The organism is Pseudomonas sp. LFS044 (genome assembly GCF_047978245.1).
In the GTDB taxonomy this organism is placed as follows: Bacteria; Pseudomonadota; Gammaproteobacteria; order Pseudomonadales; family Pseudomonadaceae; genus Aquipseudomonas.
Genome location: NZ_JBFPFX010000009.1, coordinates 195,131 through 219,781, shown reverse-complemented (window position 1 = coordinate 219,781; position 24,651 = coordinate 195,131). Strand labels below are relative to the sequence as shown.

Below are 24,651 nucleotides of genomic sequence, written 5' to 3'. Positions count from 1 at the left end.
AGGTGGGGCGCCGGCCGCGCCAACCAAAAAATCGCGTCGTGCTAACAAGGCTGGCAACTATGGCCTATCAGGCCATGGCACGTTGCAACAAATGTGGGAGCGGGCTTGCCCGCGATGCGCCGCGCGGGCGGCGCTCGATCTCAAGGGCGCTGAAGATCCCAAGGCAAGCGCTTTGCGATGCGCCGCGCGGGCGGCGCTCGATCTCAAGGGCGCTGAAGATCCCAAGGCAAGCGCTTCGCGATGCGCCGCGCGGGCGGCGCTCGATCTCAAGGGCGCTGAAGATCCCAAGGCAAGCGCTTCGCGCGGGCGGCGCTCGATCTCAAGAACACCAACCCCCCCACGGCGAACACATCAAGGCATCACTCATTTCACCAACCGCCCGGCTTCCATCTGCGCAATCACCGCCCACAACCGCGGATCGTCGAAATCATCTACCACCAAACTCGCCCCCGCAGCCAGCAACCGCTCTGGCGTCTGGGTCGTGGCGATACCAACGGTGAAAATCCCGGCACCGCTGGCGGCCTTGACCCCCGGCAACGAATCCTCGAACGCCAGCGCCTGCCCTGCCTCCGCGCCCAGGCGCTCAAGGCCAGTCAAGTAAGGCAGCGGATCCGGCTTCGGCCGCGCCAGCTCCTCAGCCACCAGCACATGCTCGAAGCGCGCCTCCAGGCCCATCGCTGCCAGCATGTGCTCGGCATTGAGCCGAGGTGCATTGGTCACCACACACATGCCAATGCCGTTGGCCTGGGCATGCTCCAGCAGGCGCACCAAGCCCGGCATGGGTTCGAGCGCCGGGGCCAGCTCACGGAACAGCGCCTCCTTGCGATCGGCCAGTACAAGGCATTCAGCCGCGCTTGCCTGCGCAAACAGTTCGGCAAACAACGGCCCATTGGCGCGGCCACTGATCTGGGCATCGAACTGCGCCTGGGTCAGTTCACGGCCGTCATGCTCACGCAGCAACTGGCGGAAAGCCTGCAAGTGCAGGGTGTCGGTATCGGTCAGGGTTCCGTCGAGGTCGAACAGCAGGGCAGTCAGCATCAGGTATCCAGGCATTGAAAAAACATAAGCCTGGGGATGATAGCGAAACCTGACGACGAAGGGGGCTGTTCAGTGTGCTACGAAAAGAGTACAAATGTGCTCCATGGACAATCTAACCCCCAAACGTCGTGCCATTCTCGAATTCATCCGTGAGCGCATTGGCGATCACGGCCAGCCGCCGAGCCTTGCCGACATCGCCAGCCGCTTCGGCTTCGCTTCGCGCAGCGTCGCGCGCAAGCACATCACCGCCTTGTGCCAGGCCGGTTACATCGACGTCACGCCCAACCAGGCGCGGGGCATCCGCCTGGCCGAGCCGCTGCGCCGCCCGGAGATCCTCGAACTGCCCGTGCTGGGCCAGGTGGCGGCAGGTGCGCCCATCGGCCCCGACCTGGGTATTCACGAACAGTTGCTGCTCGACCCCAGCCTGTTCCGCCGTACCCCGGACTACCTGCTGAAGGTGCGCGGCGACTCGATGGTCGATGACGGCATTTTCGACGGTGACCTGGTGGGTATCCGCCAGCAAGGTGATGCCCGTGACGGCCAGATCGTAGTCGCTCGCCTGGACGGCGAGGTCACCATCAAACGCCTGCAACGCCAGCCCGGAGGCTACCGGCTGTTGCCGCGCAACCCGGCCTATGCGCCGATCGATGTCGGCCCCGAGCGCGAATTCTTCATCGAAGGCGTGTTCTGCGGCCTGCTGAGGCGCGACTGATGGGCGCGGTGGTCGATCTCGATCGGCTGCTGGACCAGCGCCAGGTCTGGCGGGGGCGTCAAGCCCAGGTGCGCCCGAGCGGGTTGCAGCCAACCGGCCATGCCCTGCTGGACCAGCGCCTGCCTGATGGCGGCTGGCCTGCGGCAGCGCTCAGCGAACTGTTGCTGGCCAGCCCTGGTTGTGGCGAGCTGCAACTGTTGTGGCCCTCGTTGGCGCGGCTGACGGCCGAAGGTGGGCGCGTGGTGCTGGTCGCCCCCCCTTTCATTCCTTACGCGCCTGCCTGGCAAGCGGCTGGCGTGGATCTACGCTGGCTGGTCCAGGTGGATGCCGAGCAGGCCGATGCGCTGTGGGCTGCCGAGCAGTGCCTGCGCTCTGGCAGCTGCGCCGCCGTGCTGTGCTGGCCGGAGCGCGCCGATGACCGTGCCCTGCGGCGGCTGCAGGTGGCGGCCGAAACCGGTCAGGCGCTGGCCTTTGCCTGCAGGCCGCAACAGGCCGCGCACAACCCTTCGCCGGCTGCGCTGCGCATCGCCATCGACACCCGGCCCGCGCAATGGCGCGTGCTCAAGTGCCGGGGCGGTATGCCGCCGGCTGCTGCCATCGCCTGCCCTGGGCGGGGCTGATGCAGCATGCTCTGGGCCTGCATTCTCCTGCCGCAACTGGCGCTGGACGCGATCCTGCGCGAGCGCGACGACGCCGATGCGCCACTGGTGCTGATCGGCGGGCCGGTGCAGCGTCGCGTGCTGCAGGCCGTCAACCCCTCAGCGACAGCACTCGGCTTGCGCGCCGGGCAAACGTTGACCGCCGCACGCGCGCTGGCCGATGGTTTCCACTGCGTCGAGGCCGATGACGCGCGCATGGACCAACTGCAGCAACTGCTCGCGGCCTGGGCCTACCGCTACAGTGCCCAGGTCAGCCTGCACTATCCGCGTGCCCTGTTGCTGGAAGTGGGCTCAAGCCTGCAGCTGTTTGGCCCTTGGCCGGTGTTCGAGGCCCGCCTGCGCGAGGAGCTGACAGCATTGGGGCTGCGCCAGCGCATTGTGCTGGCCACCAACCCGGTAGCAGCCCGCATGCTTGCCAACGGCCATGACGGCCTGGCACTGACCGACCCGCAAGACACACGAGCCGCGCTGGCACGCATGCCCACCGCGCGGATAGGGCTGCCCAAGGAAGCCGCAGAAGCCTTCGCCCGCATGGGCTTGCATCAACTTGGCCAGGTACTGGAACTGCCACGCGATGCCTTGGCCAGGCGTTTTTCCGCCCAGGTCCAGTTGCACCTGGACCAGGTGCTAGGCCTGCGCACGCTGGGGCTGGGTTTCTATCAACCGCCAGACCGTTTCGAAACGCGCTTGGAACTCAACTTCGACGTCGAGTCGCACCAGGCGCTGCTGTTCCCGTTGCGGCGCATGCTCAACGACCTTGCCGCCTTTCTTGCCGGGCGTGACTGCGGCGTTCAGCGCTTTTGCCTGTACCTGGAGCACGCCGAAGGGCCGGACACGCAATTGCAGGTTGGCCTGCTGGCCGCCGAGCGTGATGCGGCGATGCTGTTCGAGCTGGCACGTGGGCGCCTGGAGCCGCTGCGTATTCCGTCACCAGTGCGCAACGTGCGCTTGGTAGCCGATGACTTGCCTCCATTCGTGCCTCAGCACCAGGCCTTGTTCGATCCCCGTGCCCAGCAGGCCCAACCCTGGGAACAGTTGCGCGAACGCCTGCGTGCCCGCTTGGGGGACGAAGCGGTCAAGGGCCTGCGCGCTGAAGCCGACCACCGCCCCGAATGTGCCTGGCTGCCCGCCGAACAAGGCGCCCCTGGCAGCCTGCCAGCCATGCCCGGGAGCCGCCCCGGCTGGCTGTTGCCTCAGCCGCAAGTGCTGGAGGCCAGCGGGCACCGGTTGCTGGGGCAGGCCGAACGCATCGAGTCGGGCTGGTGGGACGGTGGCGATGTGCGCCGCGACTATTACCGCATCGAAACCCGTGAAGGGTTGCGTGGCTGGGCCTATCACGACCTGGCGCAACCCGGCCCGCTGTGGCTGCAGGGGTGGTTCGCATGAGCACCCCGGGCTACGCCGAACTGCATTGCCTGTCCAACTTCAGTTTCCAGCGCGGCGCCTCCAGCGCCGAGGAGCTGTTCCGTCGCGCCCGAGAGCAGGGCTACCAGGCCCTGGCAATCACTGACGAGTGCACCTTGGCAGGAATCGTGCGCGCCTGGCAGGCCGCCAAGGAGCAGCAGTTACGCTTGATCGTCGGCAGTGAAGTACAACTGCAGGACGGGCCGAAACTGGTGCTGCTGGTGCAAAACCTCAGCGGTTACCAAAACCTGTGTGCATTGATCACCCGCGCACGGCGGCGCGCAGAGAAGGGCGATTACCAGCTTTTCAGTGACGACCTGCGCCAGCATCATCAAGGTCTGCTGGCGTTATGGATTGCCGACGACCCCAGCGACCCCACACCTGGCCTGTGGCTGCAAGCCTTGTTCGGCGAACGGCTGTGGCTGGGCGTGCACCTGCATCGCGGCAGCGATGACCCACTTCGCCTGGCTCAACTTCGCGCTCTGGCGGCTCGTTTGAGTGTCCGAGCCGTAGCCTGTGGCGACGTGCACATGCACATTCGCGGTCGGCGCGCGCTGCAAGATTGCATGACCGCCATCCGCCAGCATTGCAGCGTCGCCGAGGCCGGGCGGTTCCTGTTCGCCAATGGTGAGCGCCACCTGCGCACCCGGAGTCAACTCGCCGAGCTGTACCCGGCCGACCTGCTGGCCGAAACCCTCAGCATTGCCGACCGTTGCCAGTTCGATTTGAGTGAACTCAAGTATCAATACCCACGTGAGCTGGTGCCCGAGGGGCAAACGCCTGCCAGCTGGCTTCGCCAACTGTGTGAGCGCGGCCTGCCGCTGCGCTGGCCCTCAGGGCCGAGCGACAAGGTCAGGGAAGTCCTGGAAAAAGAGCTCGCGCTGATCGAAGAGCTTGGCTACGAAAGCTACTTCCTGACCGTGCACGATATCGTCGCCTTTGCCCGCAGCCAGCACATCCTCTGCCAGGGCCGCGGCTCAGCGGCCAACTCGGTGGTGTGCTTCGTGCTCGGTATCACCGAACTGGACCCAATGGCCCATCGGCTGCTGTTCGAGCGTTTCCTGTCCCGCGAGCGCAACGAGCCTCCGGATATCGACGTGGACTTCGAACATGAGCGCCGCGAAGAAGTGATCCAGTACGTGTTCCGCCGCTACGGGCGGCATCGCGCTGCGCTCACCGCGGTGGTCAACACCTATCATGCTGCCGGGGCGGTACGCGATGTGGCTCGAGTGCTTGGCTTGCCTGCCGATCAGGTGGATGCCCTGGCAAAATGCTGTGGCCGCTGGAGCGATCGCATTCCCGACGAGCAGCGCCTGGCCGAGGCTGGTTTCGAGCCTGGCAGCCCTTCATTGCAGCGCATCCTGGTGCTGGCCGGCGCGCTGATCGGCTTTCCGCGTCATCTGTCACAGCACCCGGGTGGTTTCGTCATTTCCGAACAGCCGCTGGACCACCTGGTGCCGGTGGAAAACGCCGCCATGGCCGAACGCACGGTCATCCAGTGGGACAAGGACGACCTGGACATGGTCGGCCTGCTCAAGGTCGATGTGCTCGCCCTTGGCATGCTCAGCGCCTTGCGCCGTTGCTTTGACCTGTTGCAGCACCACCGTGGCCGGCACCTGACCCTGGCGACCATCCCCAGCGAAGACCCGGCCACGTACGCGATGATCAGCCGCGCCGAGACCATGGGTGTGTTCCAGATCGAATCTCGGGCGCAAATGGCCATGCTGCCCCGGCTCAAGCCGGTGACGTTCTACGACCTGGTGATCGAGGTGGCGATCGTGCGCCCGGGGCCTATCCAGGGTGACATGGTGCACCCCTACCTGCGCAGGCGGCTGAAGCAGGAGCCGGTCACCTACCCGTCGCCCAAGCTCAAGGAAGTGTTCGAACGTACGTTGGGCGTACCGTTGTTCCAGGAGCAGGTTATGGAACTGGCCATGGTCGCTGCCGACTACAGCCCAGGCGAGGCCGACCAGTTGCGCCGCAGCATGGCTGCATGGAAGCGCCACGGCGGCCTGGAGCCGCACCGTGAACGGCTGGTCCAGGGCATGTTGCGCAACGGTTACGATTTGGCCTTTGCCGAGCGCATCTTCGAGCAGATCAAGGGCTTTGGCAGCTACGGTTTCCCCGAGTCGCACGCGGCCAGTTTCGCGTTGCTGTGTTACGCCAGCAGCTGGCTCAAATGCCATGAGCCGGCGATATTCACCTGTGCCCTGGTCAACAGCTGGCCGATGGGTTTTTACAGCCCTGATCAGCTGCTGCAGGAGGCCCGACGCCAAGGGATAGAAGTGCGGCCGGTTGATGTATTCCATAGCCAATGGGATTGCACCCTGGAACCGGTTGCCGAGGAAGATTTGGCCATCCGCCTGGGGTTGCGCCAGATTCGCGGGTTCGCCGAAGCCGATGCCCGGCGGCTTGAAGAGGCGAGGGCGGCCAAGCCGTGGCGCGATGTTGAAGACCTGTGCTTGCGTGCAGCGCTCGACAGCAGGGCCCGTGCCCGGCTGGCCGATGCCGGGGCACTGCGCGCGTTGGCCAGCGACCGCCATCAGGCACGCTGGCAGGTGGCTGCGGTGCAGCCGCAGCTACCGTTGTTTGCAGACGTGGAACCAGCGGCTGAGGTTGCAGTGGCGCTGCCTGCGCCAACCGTCGGCGAGGACCTGGTCGCCGATTACGACACCCTGGGCACGACGCTCGGGCCCCATCCGCTAGCGTTGTTGCGCCCACGTTTGCGGGCGCTGGGCTGTCGCAGTTCACGCGAGCTGGCGGGTGTTGAGCATGGCGATGCGGTCGCCGTGGCCGGCCTGGTGGTGGGGCGGCAACGGCCACAGACTGCCAGCGGCGTGACCTTCGTCACCCTCGAAGATGAGTTCGGCATGGTCAATGTGGTGGTCTGGCGCGAACTGGCCGAGCGGCAGCGGCGGGCGTTGGTGGGGTCGCAACTGCTCAAGGTGAGCGGGCGGCTGGAGCAGGAAAACGGGGTGCGGCACCTGATTGCGCGGCGGCTGGAAGATGTCAGCCCGTTGTTGCAAGGGCTGGATGTGCGTAGCCGGGATTTCCACTGATCTCACGCGCCGCCTCGCGGGCAAGCCCGCTCCTGCAGGAGCGGGTTCACCCGCGAAGAGGTCTGCGGAATCTCTCAGACCATCGCCAGATGCTGCTTGCGCTTTGGCGCCGGAAACGCCCGATCGATCGCTCGCAGGTCCTCGCTGGTCAAGGTCAATGCCCCCGCCGCGGCATTCAACTGCACATGCTCAGGGGCCACGGCCTTGGGAATGGCGATCACCCCGTCATCGCGCGTGACCCAGGCCAGGCTCACCTGCGCCGGCGTTGCTCCATGCCGCTCGGCAATCTCGGCGATTACCGGGTGCTGCAACAGTTGCCCTGCCTGGGCCAACGGGCAGTAAGCCATGGTCGGCAAGCCGCGCTGCCGGCTCCACGGCAACAGGTCGAACTCGATCCCCCGTTGCGCCGGGTTGTACAGCACCTGGTTGGTGGCGCAATCCGGGTTGTGCAGTTCACGCAGGTCGTCGACATCGAAGTTGGAAACGCCCCAGCGGCGGATCTTGCCCTGCTCGCGCAAGCGCTCGAACGCTTCGACGGTTTCCTCCAGCGGGTACTGGCCACGCCAGTGCAGCAGGTACAGGTCGATGACGTCGGTGCCCAGGCGTTTCAGGCTGCGCTCACAGGCAGCCGGCACGCCGCGCTGGCTGGCGTTGTGCGGGTACACCTTGCTAACCAGAAATACCTGCTCGCGCCGCCCGGCGATGGCCTGGCCGACCACTGTTTCGGCGCCACCTTCGGCATACATCTCGGCGGTGTCGATCAAGCTCATGCCCAGGTCGATGCCCTGCTGCAGGGCGGCAACCTCGGCCGCCCTGCGGGCGGGGTCTTCGCCCATGTACCAGGTGCCCTGGCCAATGGCCGGTACCTCGTTACCTGCCAGTTTCACGTATCGCATGTCACCTCCGGAGTCTGAGTGGTGCAAAGCAGTACCTCAAGCAGCGCCTGGGCTGCCGTGGAGAGTTTATGGTCGCCCAGGGCGATCACGCCGATGCGCCGTTCGACCGCTGGCTCTACCAGCCTGAGGCAGCGCGCGCCAAGCTCTTGCATCTGGTTGATGCACAGCGCTGGCACCGCGCTGACCCCCAGGCCACTGGCGACCATGCGGCCGATGGTCGACAGCTGGTGGCTCTCGAACGCCACCGCCAGCTTGCCGTGCAGCGCCGCGACGTTCTGCTCCAGCAACAGGCGCACCGCCGAGGGGCGTTGCAGGGCGATGAAATCCTCGGCCAGCAATTGTGTCCAGCTGACTTCGGCCTGTAACGCGAGCGGCGAGTCGGCTGGCACCACGGCAACGAAGCGGTCCATGTACAGCGGGTGGAAGCGCAAACCGTCGGTGTTGTCCGGCTCGAAGCCAATGCCCAGTTCGACGCGGCGATGGCGCACCAGTTCCAGCACCTGTTCGTTGATCACGTCGTGCACCGTGACGTTGACCTTGGGGTAACGCTGGCGGAATACCTTGAGCGAATGGGGCAGCAGGTTGCCGGCAAAGGCCGGAATCGCCGCCACCGATACCCGCCCCAGTTGCAGGGTAAAGCGCTGGCGCAGCATTTCCTCGGTGTCATCCCAGTCGGCCAGCAGCCGCCGGGCCAGGGGCAGCAGCACTTCGCCCTCGGCCGTCAGGCTGACGCTGCGGGTGGTGCGGGTGAGCAGGGCGCCGCCCAGGTTGTCCTCCAGCGCCTTGATGGTCAGGCTCAGGGCCGGCTGGGACACATGCAGGTGTTCACCGGCCTGGGCAAAACTCTGGTACTTGGCCACGGCGACAAAGGCGCGCAGTTGCTTGACGTTCATGGCGGGCTCACGGTTGTTTTGAAAAAGTTATCAATCAATGATGAAAACAAAATTAACAAATCAGTCGCCAGCGGTGAAGATGGTTGCACACGCTCACCGACAGCCTCGTCGGTCAACAACTACAAAAGGCGGATCAGTATGGCCGGACTGGACAAGCGCGTAGCAACCTATGAACAGGCCCTCGAAGGCCTGACCGACAACATGACAGTACTGGCCGGCGGCTTTGGCCTGTGCGGCATTCCGGAAAACCTCATCGCCGAAATCAAGCGCCGCGGCGTCAAGGGCCTGACCGTTGTCTCCAACAACTGCGGCGTCGACGGCTTCGGCCTGGGCGTGCTGCTGGAAGACCGGCAGATCCGTAAGATGATTGCCTCCTACGTGGGCGAGAACGCCGAATTCGAACGCCAGCTGCTCAGCGGCGAACTCGACGTGGAACTGACCCCGCAGGGCACCCTCGCCGAAAAAATGCGCGCCGGCGGCGCCGGCATCCCGGCCTTCTATACCGCCACCGGCTACGGCACTCCGGTCGCAGAGGGCAAGGAAGTGCGCGAGTTCAAGGGCCGCAAGTACATCCTTGAAGAAGCCATCACCGGCGACTTCGCCATCGTCAAGGGCTGGAAGGCTGACCACTACGGCAACGTCGTGTACCGCAATACGGCGCAAAACTTCAACCCGCTGGCCGCCACCGCCGGCAAGATCACCGTGGTCGAAGTGGAAGAGATTGTCGAGCCTGGCGTGCTGCTGCCCAGCGAAATCCACACCCCGGGCATCTTCGTCGACCGAGTGATTGTCGGCACGTTCGAAAAGCGCATCGAAAAGCGCACCGTCAAGGCCTGAGCGCCGCCCTTCAGAACAACAAAGAGATCCTGACCATGGCATTGACCCGCGAACAGATGGCGCAACGCGTCGCCCGTGAACTGAAGGACGGCTTCTACGTCAACCTCGGCATTGGTATCCCGACCCTGGTGGCCAACTATGTACCGGCCGACATGGACGTCATGCTGCAGTCGGAAAACGGCCTGCTCGGCATGGGCGAGTTCCCCACCGAAAGCACCCTCGACCCCGACATGATCAACGCCGGCAAGCAGACCGTCACCGCCCGCCGCGGTGCTTCGATCTTCGATTCGGCCCAGTCTTTTGCCATGATCCGTGGCGGCCACGTCGACCTAACCGTGCTCGGTGCTTTCGAGGTGGACGTGGAGGGCAACATCGCCTCGTGGATGATCCCTGGCAAGCTGGTGAAGGGCATGGGCGGCGCCATGGACCTGGTGGCCGGTGCCGAGAACATCATCGTTACCATGACCCACGCCTCCAAGGACGGCGAGTCCAAGCTGCTGCCGCGTTGCAGCCTGCCGCTGACCGGCGCCGGGTGCATTCGCAAGGTGCTGACCGACCTGGCCTATCTGGAGATCGAAGACGGCGCCTTTATCCTGCGCGAAACCGCGCCGGGGGTGAGCATTGAAGAGATCATCGCGAAAACCGCCGGTAAGCTGATCGTGCCGGATGATGTGAAGGAAATGACCTTCTAGACCCTCACACCGTCCCCCCCTGCAAGGAGCGGCCCGGCAAGGCCGCGCCTTGCAGGGTTTTTGCGTTTTTGCAGATCAATCCGATAAAACCAATAAAAGGAAGTCACCGTGGCCGCTGATATCCAAGACAGCCGCTCCGCCCGTTTTGCCCTGCGCTGTTCCAACTGGGCCGAGCGCTGGTTCCCCGACTCCTGGGTGTTTGCCGCCCTGGCCGTCATGCTGGTCAGCCTCGGCGCCCTGGCCATGGGAGCCAAACCCACCGACACTGCCAAGGCTTTTGGCGATGGGTTCTGGAGCCTGATCCCGTTCACCATGCAAATGGCCTTCGTGGTCATCGGCGGCTATGTAGTGGCCAGCTCGCCACCTGCCGCCCGGCTGATCGACCGCCTGGCGCGGGTGCCGAAAAATGGCCGCTCAGCGGTGTGCTGGGTAGCGCTGATCTCGATGCTGGCATCGCTGCTCAACTGGGGCCTGTCGCTGGTTTTCGGTGGCTTGCTGGTGCGTGCGCTGGCGCGTCGCAGCGACCTCAAGATGGACTACCGCGCCGCCGGCGCTGCCGCCTACCTGGGCCTGGGCGCGGTGTGGGCGCTGGGGCTGTCGTCCTCGGCGGCGCAGTTGCAGGCCAACCCGGCCAGCCTGCCGCCGTCGATCCTGTCGATCACCGGGGTGATCCCGTTCACCGAAACCATCTTCCTCTGGCAGTCCGGGGTCCTGTTGGCGGCGCTGGTGATCGTTTCGCTGGTGATCGCCTACGCCACCGCACCCGGCCCCAACAGCGCGCGCAGCGCCGAAGACTGCGGCGTCGACCCCAGCTTCACTGCACCGCCGGCGCCCCAGCGCACGCGCCCGGGCGAATGGCTGGAATACAGCCCGATCCTGATCCTGCTGATGGTGGCCCTGGCCGGCGGCTGGCTGTACCAGGAGTTCGCCACCAAACCGGCCATTACCGCGATCTCCGGGCTGAACACCTACAACCTGCTGTTCATCATGCTCGGTGCCTTGCTGCACTGGCGCCCGCGCAGCTTCCTCGACGCCGTGGCGCGTGCGGTGCCGACCACCACCGGTGTGCTGATCCAGTTCCCGTTGTACGGCTCGATTGCCGCCATCCTCACCCAGGTCAAAGGTATCGACGAACAGACGCTGGCCCATCACATCTCGCTGTTCTTCACCCAGATCGCCACCCACGACACCTATGCGTTGTTGATGGGCGTGTACTCGGCAGTGTTGGGCTTCTTCATCCCCTCGGGCGGTGGCAAGTGGATCATCGAAGCACCGTACGTGATGCTGGTGGCCAACGACCTGCAATATCACCTGGGCTGGGCGGTGCAGATCTACAACGCCGCCGAAGCGTTGCCCAACCTGATCAACCCGTTCTACATGCTGCCGTTGCTCGGTGTGCTGGGGCTCAAGGCGCGGGACCTGATCGGCTTCTCGTTTGTCCAGCTGCTGGTGCATGTGCCACTGGTACTGGTGCTGTTGTGGGCGTTGGGCACGACATTGCAATACGTGCCGCCGGTGATGCCTTGAATTGACGGGTTGCTGCAGACAGAAGGGCGGCTGAACGCTGCCCCTCTCTACGTCTTGGTGTTGAACCGACGCGCTTCTCATACGAGATTCGTTGCCATGTGAATGCCGCTCATTGGCAGCCATGGATTTTCATCAAACGTACAAGGAGTAAGGCAGCGATGTTCGCGCCCATCAACCGTTCCACCATCCTGACCCTGAGCCTGTGTGCCAGCTTGTTCAGCTCGGTCGAAGCACATGCAGAAGAGGGGGTGCTCGAACTTGGCTCCACCGAAATCCTTGCCCAAGGCCTGGGCAGCACGACCGAAAACCCAGTGCCAAGGGGTTGCAACCGTTGTAGAACGGCACCTGGCCTTCGCCAAGCAGTTGCAGCTTGTGCATGCGCTGGATATCGCCAGTGCTCTCCTTGACCATGGTGACGTTGGCGCGCACACCGTATTGATGAACCTGGCGTCGTCCACACCTGCAATCCGATTGCTCCTACAGGTTTTGTAATAGTTATGCGCTATCAGAAAAATCTGCTGTTCTAGTAGGATCATTTTCCCAATTTTCTATCAAGGTCCCTATGAGCGCCTTCGCGGAGCCCCCCAGTTTCTGGCTTTCACGGCCATCCTCCCTGCGTCCTCGTGACGCCGTCCCCGAGAGTACCCGCTAATGGAATGGCTAGCTGACCCCACGGCCTGGCTAGGCCTGTTGACGCTTATCGTCCTCGAGCTGGTGCTGGGTATCGACAACCTGGTGTTCATCGCCATTCTGGCCGACAAGCTGCCGCCGCATCAGCGTGACCGCGCGCGGGTGATCGGCTTGAGCCTGGCACTGATCATGCGGTTGGGCCTGCTGGCCAGCATCTCGTGGATGGTCACCCTGACCGCGCCGCTGATCGATGTGTTTGGCAAGAGCTTCTCGGGCCGTGACCTGATCATGCTGTTCGGTGGTGTGTTCCTGCTGTTCAAGGCCACCATGGAGCTGCACGAACGTCTCGAAGGCCATGTCACGCAAGCCAGTGGTTCGCTGCGCCATGCCGCCTTCTGGCCGATCGTGGCGCAGATCGTCGTGCTTGACGCGGTGTTCTCGCTGGATGCGGTAATTACCGCCGTGGGCATGGTCGAAGAGTTGTCGATCATGATGATCGCGGTGGTCTTCTCGATCGGCATCATGATTGTCGCCAGCAAGCCGCTGACCCGCTTCGTCAACGCCCACCCGACGGTGATCATGCTGTGTCTGGGCTTCCTGATGATGATTGGTTTCAGCCTGACTGCCGAAGGCCTGGGCTTCCATATCCCGAAAGGTTACCTGTACGCAGCCATCGGCTTCTCGATCCTTATCGAGCTGTTCAACCAGCTGGCCCGTGCCCGCCGCAAGCGTAGCCTGCAGCAGCACCGGCCCTTGCGTGAGCGCACCGCGCATGCCGTGCTGCGCCTGTTGGGCGGGCGCAGGGTGGAGGCGGACGAAGTGGGTGAAGAGATCGCCGACCTGGTCGAGGGCGGTGAAGAGCACGTGCTGTTCGACCGCCGCGAGCGGGTGATGATCAGTGGTGTGCTCAACCTGGCCGAGCGGCCGATCCGCACGGTGATGACTGCCCGCGCCGAGGTTGATGTCCTCGACCTGGCGCAGCCTGCAGCTGCCATTACCGAGGCCTTGGCCCACTCGCCTTACTCGCGCCTGCCGCTGATTCGCGAGGGGCGTATCGATGAGCCGCTGGGCTTCGTGCACAAGAAGGAGCTGCTCAAGGAGTTTTTGTCAGGCAATCAGCCAGACCTTGAGCGCATGGCCCGGGCACCGTTGAACCTGCTGGAAAGCTTCAGCATCCTCAATGCATTGGAGCAGATGCGCAGCCAGTCGACGCACATCGCCTTCGTGGTCAACGAATTCGGTGACTTCACCGGCCTGCTGACCATGACCGACATCCTCGAATCGATCGCGGGTGAGCTGCCGGATGCCAGTGAGGTGGAAGGCCCCGGCATCGTCGAGGAGGCCGACGGCTTTGTCGTCAGCGGTGCATTGAACCTCAGCCAGGTGCAGGCGCGGACCGGTTTCAGCGCCCGCGCCACCGAGGATTACCAGACCCTCGCGGGCTTGGTAATGAGCCTGCTGGACCGCCTGCCGGTGGTCGGCGACCACCTGGCCTGGAACGGCTGGAGCATGACCGTGGTGGCGGTGGAGGAGCGGCGGGTGCGCCAGGTGCGCCTCAAACCGAACGCCGACGCTGGCGCATCAAATGCTTGAAGCCCTCTAGCACCAGCACCAGGACTGCGGCCCAGATCGGCAGGTAAGTCAGCCACTGATCCGGGCCGATGCTCTCGCCCAGCAGCAGCGCCACGCCCACCAGCAGCACCGGCTCGACGTAGCTGAGCAGGCCGAACAGGCTGAACGGCAACAGGCGGCTGGCCAGCACGTAGGCGATCAGGGCCGATGCACTGATCGCCCCTAGCAGCGGGATCAGGCCGTACAGGCCTGGGTGGCTCAGCAAGTCTGCTGTCGACAGCGGCCCCTGGATCACGAAGTACAACGCCCAGGGCAGCAACAGGCACATGTCGCACCACAGGCCACCCAGGTGGTCGGTGCGGCAGCGCCGACGCAGGACGAAGTAGATCGGGTAACCGATCATCACCAGCATGGTCTCCCAGGCAAAACTGCCGTTTTGGTACAGCTCGTGGCCAACCCCCAGCGCCGCGCAGCCCACCGCTACTTTTTGCAGGCGTGACAGGCGCTCGCCATAGACCAGCCGGCCGGTCAGTACCATCGCCAGCGGCAGCAGAAAGTAGCCCATCGACACCTCCAGGCTGCGCCCATGCAGTGGGGCCCAAAGAAATAGCCATAGCTGCACACCCATCAACCACGAGGTGCCGACCATGCCCAGCAACAATACGGGCGTCCGGCGCACGCGTGCGAGCAGGTCACCGACCCGCGTCCAGTCTTTGCTCACCAGCATGAACAGCGTCAGGCAAGGCAGGGTCAACAATGTGCGCCAGCCGAAGATTTCTTCGCCATCGAGCGGTGCGAGCAGGGAGGTATAGAAGTACATCACGGCGAACAGGCAGGATGCCGTGACCGAACAGAGAATGCCTTTTGACACGAATGCCTCGAATAGGGGGGTAAGCGGCTGGATCAGCCGCGCATGATCTCAGGGGGCGCGTCCTGCGGCAACCGCGCAACGCCTGGACGGGTGGCCAATGCCTGGAGAAACTCGGCCGCCGGCATCGGGCGGGCGAACAGATAACCTTGCTGGTAGTCCACATCGTGCCTGGCAAGGTAATCCCGCTGGGTTTCGGTTTCCACGCCTTCGGCAACGATGCCCAGGCCCAGCTTGCCGGACAGTTCGATGACGCTGTCGAGGATGTGTTGCGACAGCGCGTCACTGCCGATCATCGCTACGAAGCTCTGGTCGATCTTCAGGTAATCGACTTTGAACTGACGCAGGTAATTGAGGCTGGACTGGCCCGTGCCGAAGTCGTCCAGGGCAATCATCACGCCCATTTCATGCAGCTTCTCGAACAGCTCCAGGGTGGCGGGGGTCGCTTCGATCAGCTTGCGTTCGGTCAGCTCCAGGGTAAGTCGCACCCGGCCGGGCGGAAAGTGCTGAAGGAAGGTCTGGCAATCATTGATGAGCGCCAGGTCGCGGCAATGGTCGGCGGTGATGTTGACGCCGATATGGAAGCCGTCCTCCAGTAACGCCGCATAAGGCGCCAGGCTTTGTGCCGTATGCAACATCAGTGCGCGGGTCATCTCGACGATCTGCCCACTGTGCTCGGCGTAGGGGATGAACAGGTCGGGGCGTACCAGGCCCTCATGCGGGTGGTTCCAGCGCATCAGCACTTCGGCACCGGCCCAGCGGTAATCGCCCTTGCGCACCACGGGCTGGAAATAGGGCAGGAACTCGTCGGCCTCCAAGGCGCGGCGCAATTCGGCGCGCGGGGAGTTGGCGCGGCGGATTTGCCAGCGGCACACCACGCCGGCCACCACCCCGAGCAACAGCAGCAGGCTAAGCAGGGCCGGGTAGTGGCTGCGCAGCAGTTCGCCGGGCTTGGCAGCGGTAAAACCGCCGTGCACGCTGAACGGATAGCGGGTCGAACCCAGGGTAACGTCGGCGACAGGGTAAGCCGGTGGCTGGCCGTGATGTACAACCCCGTCACTGCCCATCCAGGCATTGCCAACGCGCAATTGCAGGTCTTCATCGGGGGCGATCAATCGAAGTGCGGTTACCAGGTGGTCGCCATCGGCGGTGCTGATGGCACCGCGGTCGCCACTGCTGGTACGGTAAACCAGCAGCGCGTGGCCAGGTGTGACCGAGTTGCCGTCCATCAGCCACAGCGTGCCATCGGTGTAGTCGCTGGCGTCAACCGGTTCATCGAAGTCACCGAACAATGAGGTGCAATACAGGGTGTCGTGCTGGAACAGGTTGGTCGAGCGCACGAATGCATTACGCGTGACCTCGCCACGCAAGGCCAGCTGGGCCTCCTCGCACGGCCTGCCGGCCAATGGCAGCAAGGCCTGGGCAGCTTGCGCGAGGTTGTCGAGGATGCGCTCCACCTGCTCCACCACCTGGCGTGTGGTGGCCTGGCTGCTGGCGCGCAGTTCGCGCTCGATTTGCCAGTTCATCACCACCAGGCCGAACACCAGCGGCACTACGCCAATGGCCCAGGGGAGGAGGGCGCGCCAACTCCAGAGGGCGGAACGTTTAACCGAGAGGGGCATGCTGGCCTGATCTCATGTAGGAGAATGTGCAGAGGATAGCCGCTTGTCGGAGCCCGTGGCCAAGTAATACGCGACAAAGGAATTTACGCACTGTAGAATTCGTTTACGAATACAACAATAAGTCCCTTCGTTGTCGGAGGGTCAACTCGACCGAGAATGGGTCCATATGACAGACGATGGGTTCAAGCTGATCATGGGTGGGTTCCTCGCCCGCAGTGTGCGTGGTATTCCGTGCGCCCCGCCTTTTGTGTTCAACATCCTGAGCATTCAATAATTTTCGCTGCAGATGAGGACACGAACATGGCTGATATCTTTGAAAACCCAATGGGCCTGATGGGCTTCGAATTCATCGAACTGGCTTCGCCGACGCCAGGCGTACTGGAGCCGGTCTTCCAGATTCTCGGTTTCACCAAGGTGGCCACCCACCGTTCCAAGGATGTGCACCTGTACCGACAAGGTGGCATCAACCTGATCCTCAACAACGAACCCAAAAGCATCGCTTCCTACTTCGCCGCCGAGCATGGCCCGTCGGTGTGTGGCATGGCGTTCCGCGTGCGCAATGCCCATGAAGCCTATGCCCGCGCCCTGGAACTGGGTGCCCAGCCGGTCGAAATCGAAACAGGCCCGATGGAACTGCGCCTGCCAGCGATCAAGGGTATCGGTGGTGCGCCGTTGTACCTGATCGACCGTTTCGAAGAAGGCAGCTCGATCTACGACATCGATTTCAATTTCATCGAGGGCGTCGATCGCAACCCGGTGGGCGCAGGCCTGAAGATCATCGACCACCTGACGCACAACGTTTATCGCGGGCGTATGGCCTATTGGGCCGGCTTCTACGAGAAGCTGTTCAACTTCCGCGAGATTCGCTACTTCGACATCAAGGGCGAGTACACCGGCCTGACCTCCAAGGCCATGACCGCACCGGACGGCATGATCCGCATTCCGCTCAACGAGGAGTCGTCCAAAGGGGCGGGGCAGATCGAAGAGTTCCTGATGCAGTTCAACGGCGAGGGCATTCAGCACGTAGCCTTCCTTACCGACGACCTGCTCAAGACCTGGGATGCGCTCAAAGGCTACGGCATGCGCTTCATGACCGCGCCGCCGCAAACCTATTACGAAATGCTCGAAGAGCGCCTGCCGGGCCATGGCGAGCCCGTGGACCAGCTCCAGGCGCGTGGCATTCTGCTCGACGGCGCTTCCGAGCAGGGCGACAAGCGTCTGCTGCTGCAGATCTTCTCGGAAACCCTGCTCGGGCCGGTGTTCTTCGAGTTCATCCAGCGCAAAGGTGACGACGGCTTTGGTGAAGGCAACTTCAAGGCCCTGTTCGAGTCAATCGAGCGCGACCAGGTACGCCGCGGTGTGCTTAACGCAGAATAAGTGAAGCGTACCGCCGTCACGCATTGTCGGCGGCGGTACGAACACGGCTTCTGCGCTGCCTGAATACACCCCAATAGAAGATCGAGCCGGTGATGATGCCGACCAGCGCAAGTGAAGGAAGCACCTGCGTAAACGCTTGGCGCCGCTCGTTGGCGGCATAGCCTTCGGGGTAGCCGACTTTCACGGTGTAGCCAAACTTCGTCGAATGCTCCGTAGTGAAGAACTCGGATTGAGAGGGGCGTACAGCGTCGCGGCTGTCACCATCCGCCCATATATACGTATCCCCGAATTCCAGCAGCAATACCACGCCCGTTTGAAATGCACGCAGTTCGTTACGTAGTTCTGTGCCATGGGTTGATGCGATCACGCTAAAATTACCTTCACGCAGTTGATACGCGACACGTACTGCGTTGGGTGAGGCGGATGAATCGATGATCAGTTTTACCGGTGATTTCTGGGCGGCATAAAGCAGATCGTTTTCGTGGGGCGGTACCAACGTGTCGCAATAGGTCCGGCCATCGACAACCAACGCCAACGCACGCAGATACTGAACGTCCTGTATCTGCTTGAGCAGGTACTCCTTCGCTGTCTCGCAAGGGCTGCCGGCATAAGGCATTGCGGCGGTCGCCGCTTCATGTAATCGGTTTATGGACAAGTCAACTGAGTAAATGGCTTCCTTGGCCGAGACACGCGCGGTTTCCCTGAGTTTGCTGTCCTGGTGGTAGTGCATCACCATCAGGCCTGAAGCGATGGGTATGGAACTGATCGCCAACGTCATCACCAGATCCATCATCCCGCGACCAATAACCTTGAATTTTGACATAGGCCTGCAGTCCTCCTGATTCAAGTTGCCCGAGCTGGACAGTTGAAACAGAGCCTATGGATTCAGGGATGCCCTTACTGTAAGCCGTAGCCGCGTTTGCCTGACGATTTACGCAGTCGGCGTGTCAGACCGATAACTGTTCAAGCGCCTCGACAACTTTTTCGGCCAGCAACGGCGTTGAGGCCGGGTTCTGTCCTGTCAGCACGCGGTCGTCGCACATGACGAAAGGTTTCCAAGGCTCATCATGCTTGCTGTAAATGCCACCTCGCGCACCCAGTTCGTTTTCAGTCAGGAATGGCACTGCACCTTCAAGCTCCGCAAGTTTCTCTTCAGTGTTCGAAAAACCTGTGACCTGGCGATCCTTGAGCAATAACCTGTTATCGCTGAGCTTGATGTTGAGCAGGCCGACCACCCCATGGCACACGGCAGCGACAACACCGTTTTGTTCGTAGATCTTGCGTGCCAACTCTTGCAGCGGCTGATTATCAGGGAAGTCCCACATGACCCCATGGCCACCCGTGTAATAAATGGCACAGTATTCGTCGGCCTTGACCTGGCCGGGGCTCAACGAAGTGCCCAGCCGGTTCATGAATGATTTGTCGTCGTAATAGTGCCAATCCAGTTCTGGCGCCATCTGCAGGCTATGCGGATCAATTGGCACGTAACCCCCACCTGGGCTGACATAGTCCACGGTATAGCCGGCTTTTTGTACGGTATCGACAAAATGCACCGCCTCGCCCAGCCATAGGCCCGTGGCTCGGTTCAGGCTCGGGTACTTGGCGGTATTGGTCAGCACAACCAGTATCTTCTTGCTCATCACTACACTCCTGTCTGTAGTCAAACGGGGAAGTCAGTCCATGGAGCAGGGAAACCTGAACAGCATAGCTGCCGCTCAGGGACATGCACTTAGCTGATGGCGCTGTGCTACCGTTGTTGGGCTGCCATCATCTACTGTCCTACAGCGTGCGGCTGCATTAGCGAAGGTGTCACACGGCCGCTATTGCGGCAGCGAACCCGGCAGCAGATGATGCAGCAACCCTTTTTCCCCTAGAGCACAGGCGGATCACTCCATTGATCGCTAACGGTCCTCCGCACAAACCTTCACCCCGTGGCGTGCAACTGTCCTCGGGCGCAAAGCCAGCCGCAGGCATGGGTGAGAGGATCGCGCATTTCGACTGGCGGCATACCGGGCTTGGCCCGTTGCAGCATTGGCAGGCGTCGTTGCGCATTGCTGTCGACATGATGCTGCTTTCGCCGTTTCCCAGTGCTGTTGTCTGGGGGCCGGACTTGATCGTCATCCACAATGACGCCTATGTGGCATTGCTGGAGGGTCTTGAGCATGGCTTGGGCACAAGTTTCGATACGTTGTGGCAGGCGGCCTGGAGTGATGTGGGCCCATGGGTATTCAAGGCGCTCGAGGGGCGCTCCAGCTTTGTGGAAGATCAACCGCTGTGGATCGAGTGCGCGAAGAGTGGTGTCAAGGCGTGGTATGCGTTCAGTTATACGCCCATTCGTGATGAGCAACACGAGGTGGTGGGGTTTCTGCATAAGGTGATCGAAACCACCGCCAGCGTGGATATGCATCATAAATGGCGCGAGCAGGCGCAGAGCTTCGAGCGCCAGATCAAGCGCTACATGGATGATCGCGAGTACATGTGGCAGCTGTCGCGCGACGCGATGATCATTGTCACCCGCGACCTCAAGCTGCAGTCTGCCAATCCGGCCTGGCACCGTATCCTGGGCTGGAGCGAGGAACAGGTGAAGGATTTGCCGATCCTGCAACTGATCCACCCGGCAGACCGGGCCGAATTGCAAGTGTCTGTGATCGATTTCGTCCGCCAGCGCGGCGCCGAACAGCTCGAAACGCGCATGCGCCATGCGGATGGCCACTACCGCTGGTTCCGTTGGAATGCCAGCTTTGATGGTCATCTGCTGACGGCCGTGGGGCGTGACATCAGCGAGGATCGCGAAGAGGCGATGCGTCAATCCAGAGCCTTGTTGCTAAACAGCCAGCGGTTGGAGGCTGTCGGCCATCTTGCCGGCGGCATGGCCCATGAGATGAACAACCTGCTGTCGGGGATTGGCGGTAGCCTTGAGTTGTTGCAGCGACGCCTGGGCCAAGGGCGCATGGAGCGCATCGACAGTTATGTGGACCTGGCCCGCGATTCGGTGCAGCGCGCCATGAGCCTGACGCATCGGCTGTTGGCGTTTTCCCGGCAACAGCCCCTGGCCCCCAAGCCGCTGAACATGAACCGCCAGCTTGCGGACATGGAGCCATTATTGCGCCAGGTGCTCGGTGCGGAAATCCGCTTGAACTGGGAAATGGATGTAGAGCCGTGGGCCGTCTTGCTGGATGTCGGCCAGCTGGAGAACAGCCTGGTCAATCTTTGCGCCAATGCGTACGAAGCCTGCCTGGGGCAGGGCAATGTGACGATACGCACGATCAACACACGCCTGGCCTCGGCGTTCCCTGATGAGCTCGGGTTGCCGCCGGGAGATTATGTTGCCCTGCAGGTCATGGACGATGGGCATGGCATGCCGGCCGATGACCTGGCCAAGGCCTTCGAGCCGTTCTTCACGACCAAGCCCACCGGGCGCGGCTCCGGGCTCGGCTTGCCCATGGTCCATGGGTTTGTCGGGCAATCCGGTGGTTACATCTGGCTGGAATCGGTGCCGGACCACGGGACCAAGGCCTGCATGCTGTTCCCTCGTTGCCATGAGGCGATAGTAGAGCCGCCCATGCCGCCTGTGCCGCAAGTTTCGCGGGCCAATGGGCAGCGCGTGCTGCTGGTCGATGACGAGCACAACCTGCGTTTGCTGATGCGGGAATACCTTCGCGAACGTGGTTTTGTGGTGTGTGACGTGACGGATGCCAATGCTGCGCTGGAGCGGTACAGGCACGATGGGCCTTTCGACCTGGTGATCACCGACATCGGCTTGCCGGGTGGATTCAGTGGGCGCCAGGTGGCCAGAGCGGTGCGCATGATCAACTCTGAACAGAAGATTCTTTTAATCACTGGCTACACCGATCACCCGCTGGAGCCGCAATTGCTGGAAGTCCCGGGTACAGCGTTGCTGCTCAAGCCGTTCGAACTGGCCACCCTGGGCAATCAGGCGCTGCTCATGCTGGCCGATTGACGGGGCTGGCCTCGCCAATCATCTGCGCCACCTGGGCCTGTAACTGCTTGAGCTCAAACGGTTTGCAGATCAATTGCATGCCTGGGCCAAGAAACCCCTCCCGCGCCATTGCCGTCTCGGCGTAACCGGTGATGAACAGCACCGGCAGTTGCGGGCGCAAGGTACGGGCAATTTCTGCCAGCTGGCGGCCGTTCATGCCGGGCAGCCCCACGTCGCTGATCAGCAGGTCGATCGACTGGGATGAGCGCAGCACCTGCAAAGCTTCGCTGGCATTGCAGGCACTGCGGCACGGATAACCGAGCTCCTGCAGCGCCTGGCACAACAATTGGCGAACATGCGGGTCGTCCTCAACCAGCAATACATCGCAGCCGTTACCCGTCGCGAGCGGCTTGGCAGGCTTGTGCGCCTGCGCCTGGTCGATGTGACGCGGCAGGTACAGGTCCACGCGGGTGCCCTGGCCTATCTGGCTGTGCAGCTCCACATGGCCTTGCGACTGTTTGCTGAAGCCGTACACCATCGACAGGCCCAGGCCGATACCCTGGCCGACCGGCTTGGTGCTGAAGAACGGCTCGAAGGCATGTTCCAGGGTACTTTGCGACATGCCCTGGCCTTCATCGATGATACTCAGGCACGCATAGTCACCGTTTGCCAGGCCGCCGTCGGCGAACTGCTTCGTCGCCACCTTGCAATTACTCGCCACGATGCGCAGCACCCCGCCACTGGGCATGGCTTCACGGGCATTGAGCAACAGGTTGTCGAGTGCTTCCTGCAATTGCCCATCGTCGGCTTGCACAGGCCAAAGGTCGGCAGGTAGGCGCACATCCAGTACAACGTTTTGCTCAAGCGGGGCTTCGAGCCGCTGCTGTTGCAACATGGCATGCAAATCGATGCGCTGGCTGTGCAGTGATTGCCTTGAAGAAAACGCGAGCAGGCGATGGGTCAGCCGCGCAGCGCGGGAAACGGCTTCCTGGCCCATGCGCAGGATACCCTCAACGCCCTTGCTACTCCCTTGTTTCAGGCGGCGGTCGATCAGTTCGAAGCTGCCACCGATACTCGTGAGCAGATTGTTGAAATCGTGAGCGACGCCGCCGGCGAGTTGGCCAATCGCCTCCATCTTGCGGGTCTGGTGCAGGGCCAGTTCGGCGCCCTGTTGCACCTGGCTGCGGGCATCCAGGCGCTGCTGCAGGTCGAGCAATTTGTCGCGTGCCTGATACTGGCGACGACGGTGGCGCAACGCGAGCTTGATCAGCGCCAGCAGCTGTTCTTCCTCGAAAGGAATGGTCAACAGCGTCAGGTTGCCCAGCGGATGGTCGTTAGGTGTCGTGGCAGGGGAGGCTTGAGCGCTATGGGTGAGCAGCACGATGGGCAAGTCCGACCACGGGGGCTGCTCATCGATAAAGCCCTGCAGTAAATCGCGCTGGCTGCCGTTGAGCGTATTCTCAGCAATGATCGCCAGCGCTGCACCTTCGCCAAGGCCGTCTCGCAAGCTGCCGATATCACGCGAGCACAGGCAATCGATCCCGGCGCTCGCCAAAAACGTCGAGGTGTCCATGGCGAGTTGCGTGGGTGCCAGGATAAGGGCACGTTCGTCCAGCGACAGCGAGCTGGCCAATGCGATTCTCCTTGAAGGCACTGCCATGCTTGGCCATGCCGTGGGTGGTCCGATACCCTCTGGACCACAACCCTTCATCCAGGGTTCAAAGCATCTACAACCCTTGCTGCAAGATGGGGTCGTCCGGGTTTTGCCGCTCGAGTTCGGCCAGCAATACCTGAACGTTCTGCAACTGCCCAGTTTCTTTCCAGTACTGGATCAGCAGCACCCGCGCCCGCCGGTTGGCCGGTTGCCGGCTGAGCAGGGTTTCGAGCTGCTTCTGTGCTGCATCGGACTGCTCCAGATCATGCAGGGTTACCGCCAGCGTGTAGCGATAATCGGCGTTGTCCGGTTCCAGTTCGACCGCGCGTGACAAGGCGAGCAGGGCGTACTCACGCTGGTCGTGACGGATCAACCAGAGCCCCAGCTCGTGCTGCAGGAAGGCCGAATCAGGCCGCAGCGCCAAAGCCTTGGCCAGCACCTGTCTGGACTGGTCATGATGGCCTTGGCGCTCCAGCAGGCGTACCTGGGTCGCCAGGGCATCGGGGCTTTCCGGGGCCAGGGCGAGGCTGCGCTGCAGGGCGGCTGCCGCCTGAGTGTATTCATTTTCGTGCAAGTACAGCCGCGCCAGGTGAACCTGGGCTTCGGCGTCCTCAGGCTTTTGCTCCAACGCCTGCTGATACTGCTCCAATGCAGCTTGCAGCGGGCCGAAATACAGGCCGATGGCGTCCGGGTCGAGGCCGAGCAAGGCATCGACAGCGGCAAACCGCACGCTTTGCTCGTCATCGTCCAGCAGTGGCCCCAGCACCAGGCTGCGCTGGGCAGCGGGTAGCAGCCGGCGGATGCTGGCGATCGCGGCGCGACGCACCAGTGGCTCATCGTTTTCCAGGTCTACCTGAGCCAGTTTCAGCGCTTGCGGCGATGGGTAGTTGGGCAGCTCTGCGTACAGGGCGGCGCGGCGGATCGGTGCCAGGTCGTCGCGTTGCAACTGCTGGTAGAGCACCCGCGCAGCACCCGGCTGGCCGTCGTGGGCCTGGCGCAGTGCCTTGACGTAGCTGTGCGGCGGCAGTGCCGCGGGCGCCGAGGGGGGCTCACGGCGCAGATACGCGATACCGACCGATACCAGAATCAGCAGCAACACAGCGATCAGGTAATGGTGACGTCTGGGCATCGGGCGGTCCAAAGCGGGGGAAGCAAGAGCTTGGGGCAGAATGCCTTGGGGTGCAAGCCGCATAAAAAAGCCCCGCGGGCCGAGGCCAGCGGGGCAAACGGTTGGGGGAGGAGCCAACCAAAGGAGTCGTTGAAACGGGACG

Annotated in this window: 19 protein-coding genes and 1 pseudogene; 10 read left to right on the top strand and 10 right to left on the bottom strand. The window is 62.8% G+C overall.

The features are described 5' to 3' along the window. Nucleotides 1-363: 363 nt before the first annotated feature. On the bottom strand, nucleotides 364-1,038 hold the full coding sequence (locus ACNQPL_RS10645) for an HAD family hydrolase (RefSeq protein WP_416466658.1): 675 nt from the start codon (nucleotides 1,036-1,038) through the stop codon (nucleotides 364-366). Nucleotides 1,039-1,132: 94 nt separating this feature from the next. Here ACNQPL_RS10645 and lexA point away from each other — a divergent pair, with 94 nt between their 5' ends. From lexA to ACNQPL_RS10625, 4 genes are read left to right on the top strand one after another with little or no spacing between them, the layout of a single operon-like run. Beyond that, nucleotides 1,133-1,750 (top strand): transcriptional repressor LexA, encoded by a 618-nt coding sequence (gene lexA / locus ACNQPL_RS10640; protein WP_346613169.1) that lies wholly within the window; start codon nucleotides 1,133-1,135, stop codon nucleotides 1,748-1,750. Beyond that, a complete protein-coding gene (imuA, locus tag ACNQPL_RS10635) occupies nucleotides 1,750-2,370 on the top strand; it encodes a translesion DNA synthesis-associated protein ImuA (protein WP_416466657.1) in 621 nt (206 codons plus the stop codon). Before lexA ends, imuA begins: the two co-directional genes overlap by 1 nt. A gap of 6 nt (nucleotides 2,371-2,376) precedes the next feature. Next, nucleotides 2,377-3,795 carry a Y-family DNA polymerase gene (locus ACNQPL_RS10630; RefSeq protein WP_416466656.1) on the top strand — a complete coding sequence of 473 codons (1,419 nt, stop codon included), beginning with the start codon at nucleotides 2,377-2,379 and terminating at the stop codon, nucleotides 3,793-3,795. Further along, on the top strand, nucleotides 3,792-6,872 hold the full coding sequence (locus tag ACNQPL_RS10625; protein ID WP_416466655.1) for an error-prone DNA polymerase: 3,081 nt from the start codon (nucleotides 3,792-3,794) through the stop codon (nucleotides 6,870-6,872). The genes ACNQPL_RS10630 and ACNQPL_RS10625 overlap by 4 nt, the downstream gene beginning before the upstream one ends. A gap of 74 nt (nucleotides 6,873-6,946) precedes the next feature. On the opposite strand, the gene ACNQPL_RS10620 is transcribed toward ACNQPL_RS10625, so the two are convergent. Next, on the bottom strand, nucleotides 6,947-7,768 hold the full coding sequence (locus ACNQPL_RS10620) for an aldo/keto reductase (protein ID WP_346613173.1): 822 nt from the start codon (nucleotides 7,766-7,768) through the stop codon (nucleotides 6,947-6,949). After that, nucleotides 7,756-8,661 carry a LysR family transcriptional regulator gene (locus ACNQPL_RS10615; protein WP_346613174.1) on the bottom strand — a complete coding sequence of 302 codons (906 nt, stop codon included), beginning with the start codon at nucleotides 8,659-8,661 and terminating at the stop codon, nucleotides 7,756-7,758. The genes ACNQPL_RS10620 and ACNQPL_RS10615 overlap by 13 nt, the downstream gene beginning before the upstream one ends. A gap of 138 nt (nucleotides 8,662-8,799) precedes the next feature. On the opposite strand from ACNQPL_RS10615, the gene ACNQPL_RS10610 reads away from it, so the two are divergent. From ACNQPL_RS10610 to ACNQPL_RS10600, 3 genes are all read left to right on the top strand, one after another. After that, on the top strand, nucleotides 8,800-9,498 hold the full coding sequence (locus tag ACNQPL_RS10610; RefSeq protein ID WP_346613175.1) for a CoA transferase subunit A: 699 nt from the start codon (nucleotides 8,800-8,802) through the stop codon (nucleotides 9,496-9,498). 35 nt (nucleotides 9,499-9,533) lie between these two features. Next, nucleotides 9,534-10,190, top strand: coding sequence for a CoA transferase subunit B (locus ACNQPL_RS10605; protein WP_346613176.1), 657 nt, complete (start codon nucleotides 9,534-9,536; stop codon nucleotides 10,188-10,190). A gap of 108 nt (nucleotides 10,191-10,298) precedes the next feature. Further along, nucleotides 10,299-11,717 (top strand): short-chain fatty acid transporter, encoded by a 1,419-nt coding sequence (locus ACNQPL_RS10600; protein ID WP_416466654.1) that lies wholly within the window; start codon nucleotides 10,299-10,301, stop codon nucleotides 11,715-11,717. A gap of 309 nt (nucleotides 11,718-12,026) precedes the next feature. On the opposite strand, the pseudogene ACNQPL_RS10595 reads toward ACNQPL_RS10600, so the two are convergent. After that, a pseudogene (locus ACNQPL_RS10595) lies at nucleotides 12,027-12,137 on the bottom strand (dihydrodipicolinate synthase family protein); the annotation flags it as partial. 231 nt (nucleotides 12,138-12,368) lie between these two features. Here ACNQPL_RS10595 and ACNQPL_RS10590 point away from each other — a divergent pair. After that, the gene (locus tag ACNQPL_RS10590; RefSeq protein ID WP_416466652.1) at nucleotides 12,369-13,940 is read left to right on the top strand and encodes a TerC family protein; all 1,572 of its coding nucleotides are present in this window, start codon (nucleotides 12,369-12,371) and stop codon (nucleotides 13,938-13,940) included. Here the strand turns inward: ACNQPL_RS10590 and rarD are convergent. Together rarD and ACNQPL_RS10580 are read right to left on the bottom strand one after the other, a co-directional pair. Then, nucleotides 13,903-14,790: an EamA family transporter RarD gene (rarD, locus tag ACNQPL_RS10585; RefSeq protein ID WP_416466651.1), complete on the bottom strand. Its 888-nt coding sequence runs from the start codon at nucleotides 14,788-14,790 to the stop codon at nucleotides 13,903-13,905. The two genes, ACNQPL_RS10590 and rarD, sit on opposite strands and share 38 nt — an antisense overlap. Nucleotides 14,791-14,822: 32 nt before the next feature. Continuing rightward, complete coding sequence (locus tag ACNQPL_RS10580) at nucleotides 14,823-16,409, bottom strand: EAL domain-containing protein (RefSeq protein WP_416466649.1); 1,587 nt, start codon at nucleotides 16,407-16,409, stop codon at nucleotides 14,823-14,825. A gap of 300 nt (nucleotides 16,410-16,709) precedes the next feature. On the opposite strand from ACNQPL_RS10580, the gene hppD reads away from it, so the two are divergent. Next, nucleotides 16,710-17,786, top strand: coding sequence for a 4-hydroxyphenylpyruvate dioxygenase (hppD, locus tag ACNQPL_RS10575; RefSeq protein ID WP_387529348.1), 1,077 nt, complete (start codon nucleotides 16,710-16,712; stop codon nucleotides 17,784-17,786). A 16-nt stretch (nucleotides 17,787-17,802) separates the two neighbouring features. Here hppD and ACNQPL_RS10570 read toward each other — a convergent pair whose 3' ends face one another. Together ACNQPL_RS10570 and ACNQPL_RS10565 are read right to left on the bottom strand one after the other, a co-directional pair. Beyond that, nucleotides 17,803-18,609 (bottom strand): CSS-motif domain-containing protein, encoded by an 807-nt coding sequence (locus tag ACNQPL_RS10570; protein WP_416466648.1) that lies wholly within the window; start codon nucleotides 18,607-18,609, stop codon nucleotides 17,803-17,805. 124 nt (nucleotides 18,610-18,733) lie between these two features. Further along, nucleotides 18,734-19,426, bottom strand: coding sequence for a type 1 glutamine amidotransferase domain-containing protein (locus tag ACNQPL_RS10565; RefSeq protein ID WP_416466647.1), 693 nt, complete (start codon nucleotides 19,424-19,426; stop codon nucleotides 18,734-18,736). A gap of 254 nt (nucleotides 19,427-19,680) precedes the next feature. On the opposite strand from ACNQPL_RS10565, the gene ACNQPL_RS10560 reads away from it, so the two are divergent. Further along, nucleotides 19,681-21,747, top strand: coding sequence for an ATP-binding protein (locus ACNQPL_RS10560; protein WP_416466646.1), 2,067 nt, complete (start codon nucleotides 19,681-19,683; stop codon nucleotides 21,745-21,747). Here ACNQPL_RS10560 and ACNQPL_RS10555 read toward each other — a convergent pair. Next, on the bottom strand, nucleotides 21,731-23,359 hold the full coding sequence (locus ACNQPL_RS10555; RefSeq protein WP_346613184.1) for a response regulator: 1,629 nt from the start codon (nucleotides 23,357-23,359) through the stop codon (nucleotides 21,731-21,733). The two genes, ACNQPL_RS10560 and ACNQPL_RS10555, sit on opposite strands and share 17 nt — an antisense overlap. A gap of 94 nt (nucleotides 23,360-23,453) precedes the next feature. Then, nucleotides 23,454-24,509, bottom strand: coding sequence for a tetratricopeptide repeat protein (locus tag ACNQPL_RS10550; RefSeq protein ID WP_416466645.1), 1,056 nt, complete (start codon nucleotides 24,507-24,509; stop codon nucleotides 23,454-23,456). Nucleotides 24,510-24,651: the final 142 nt, after the last annotated feature.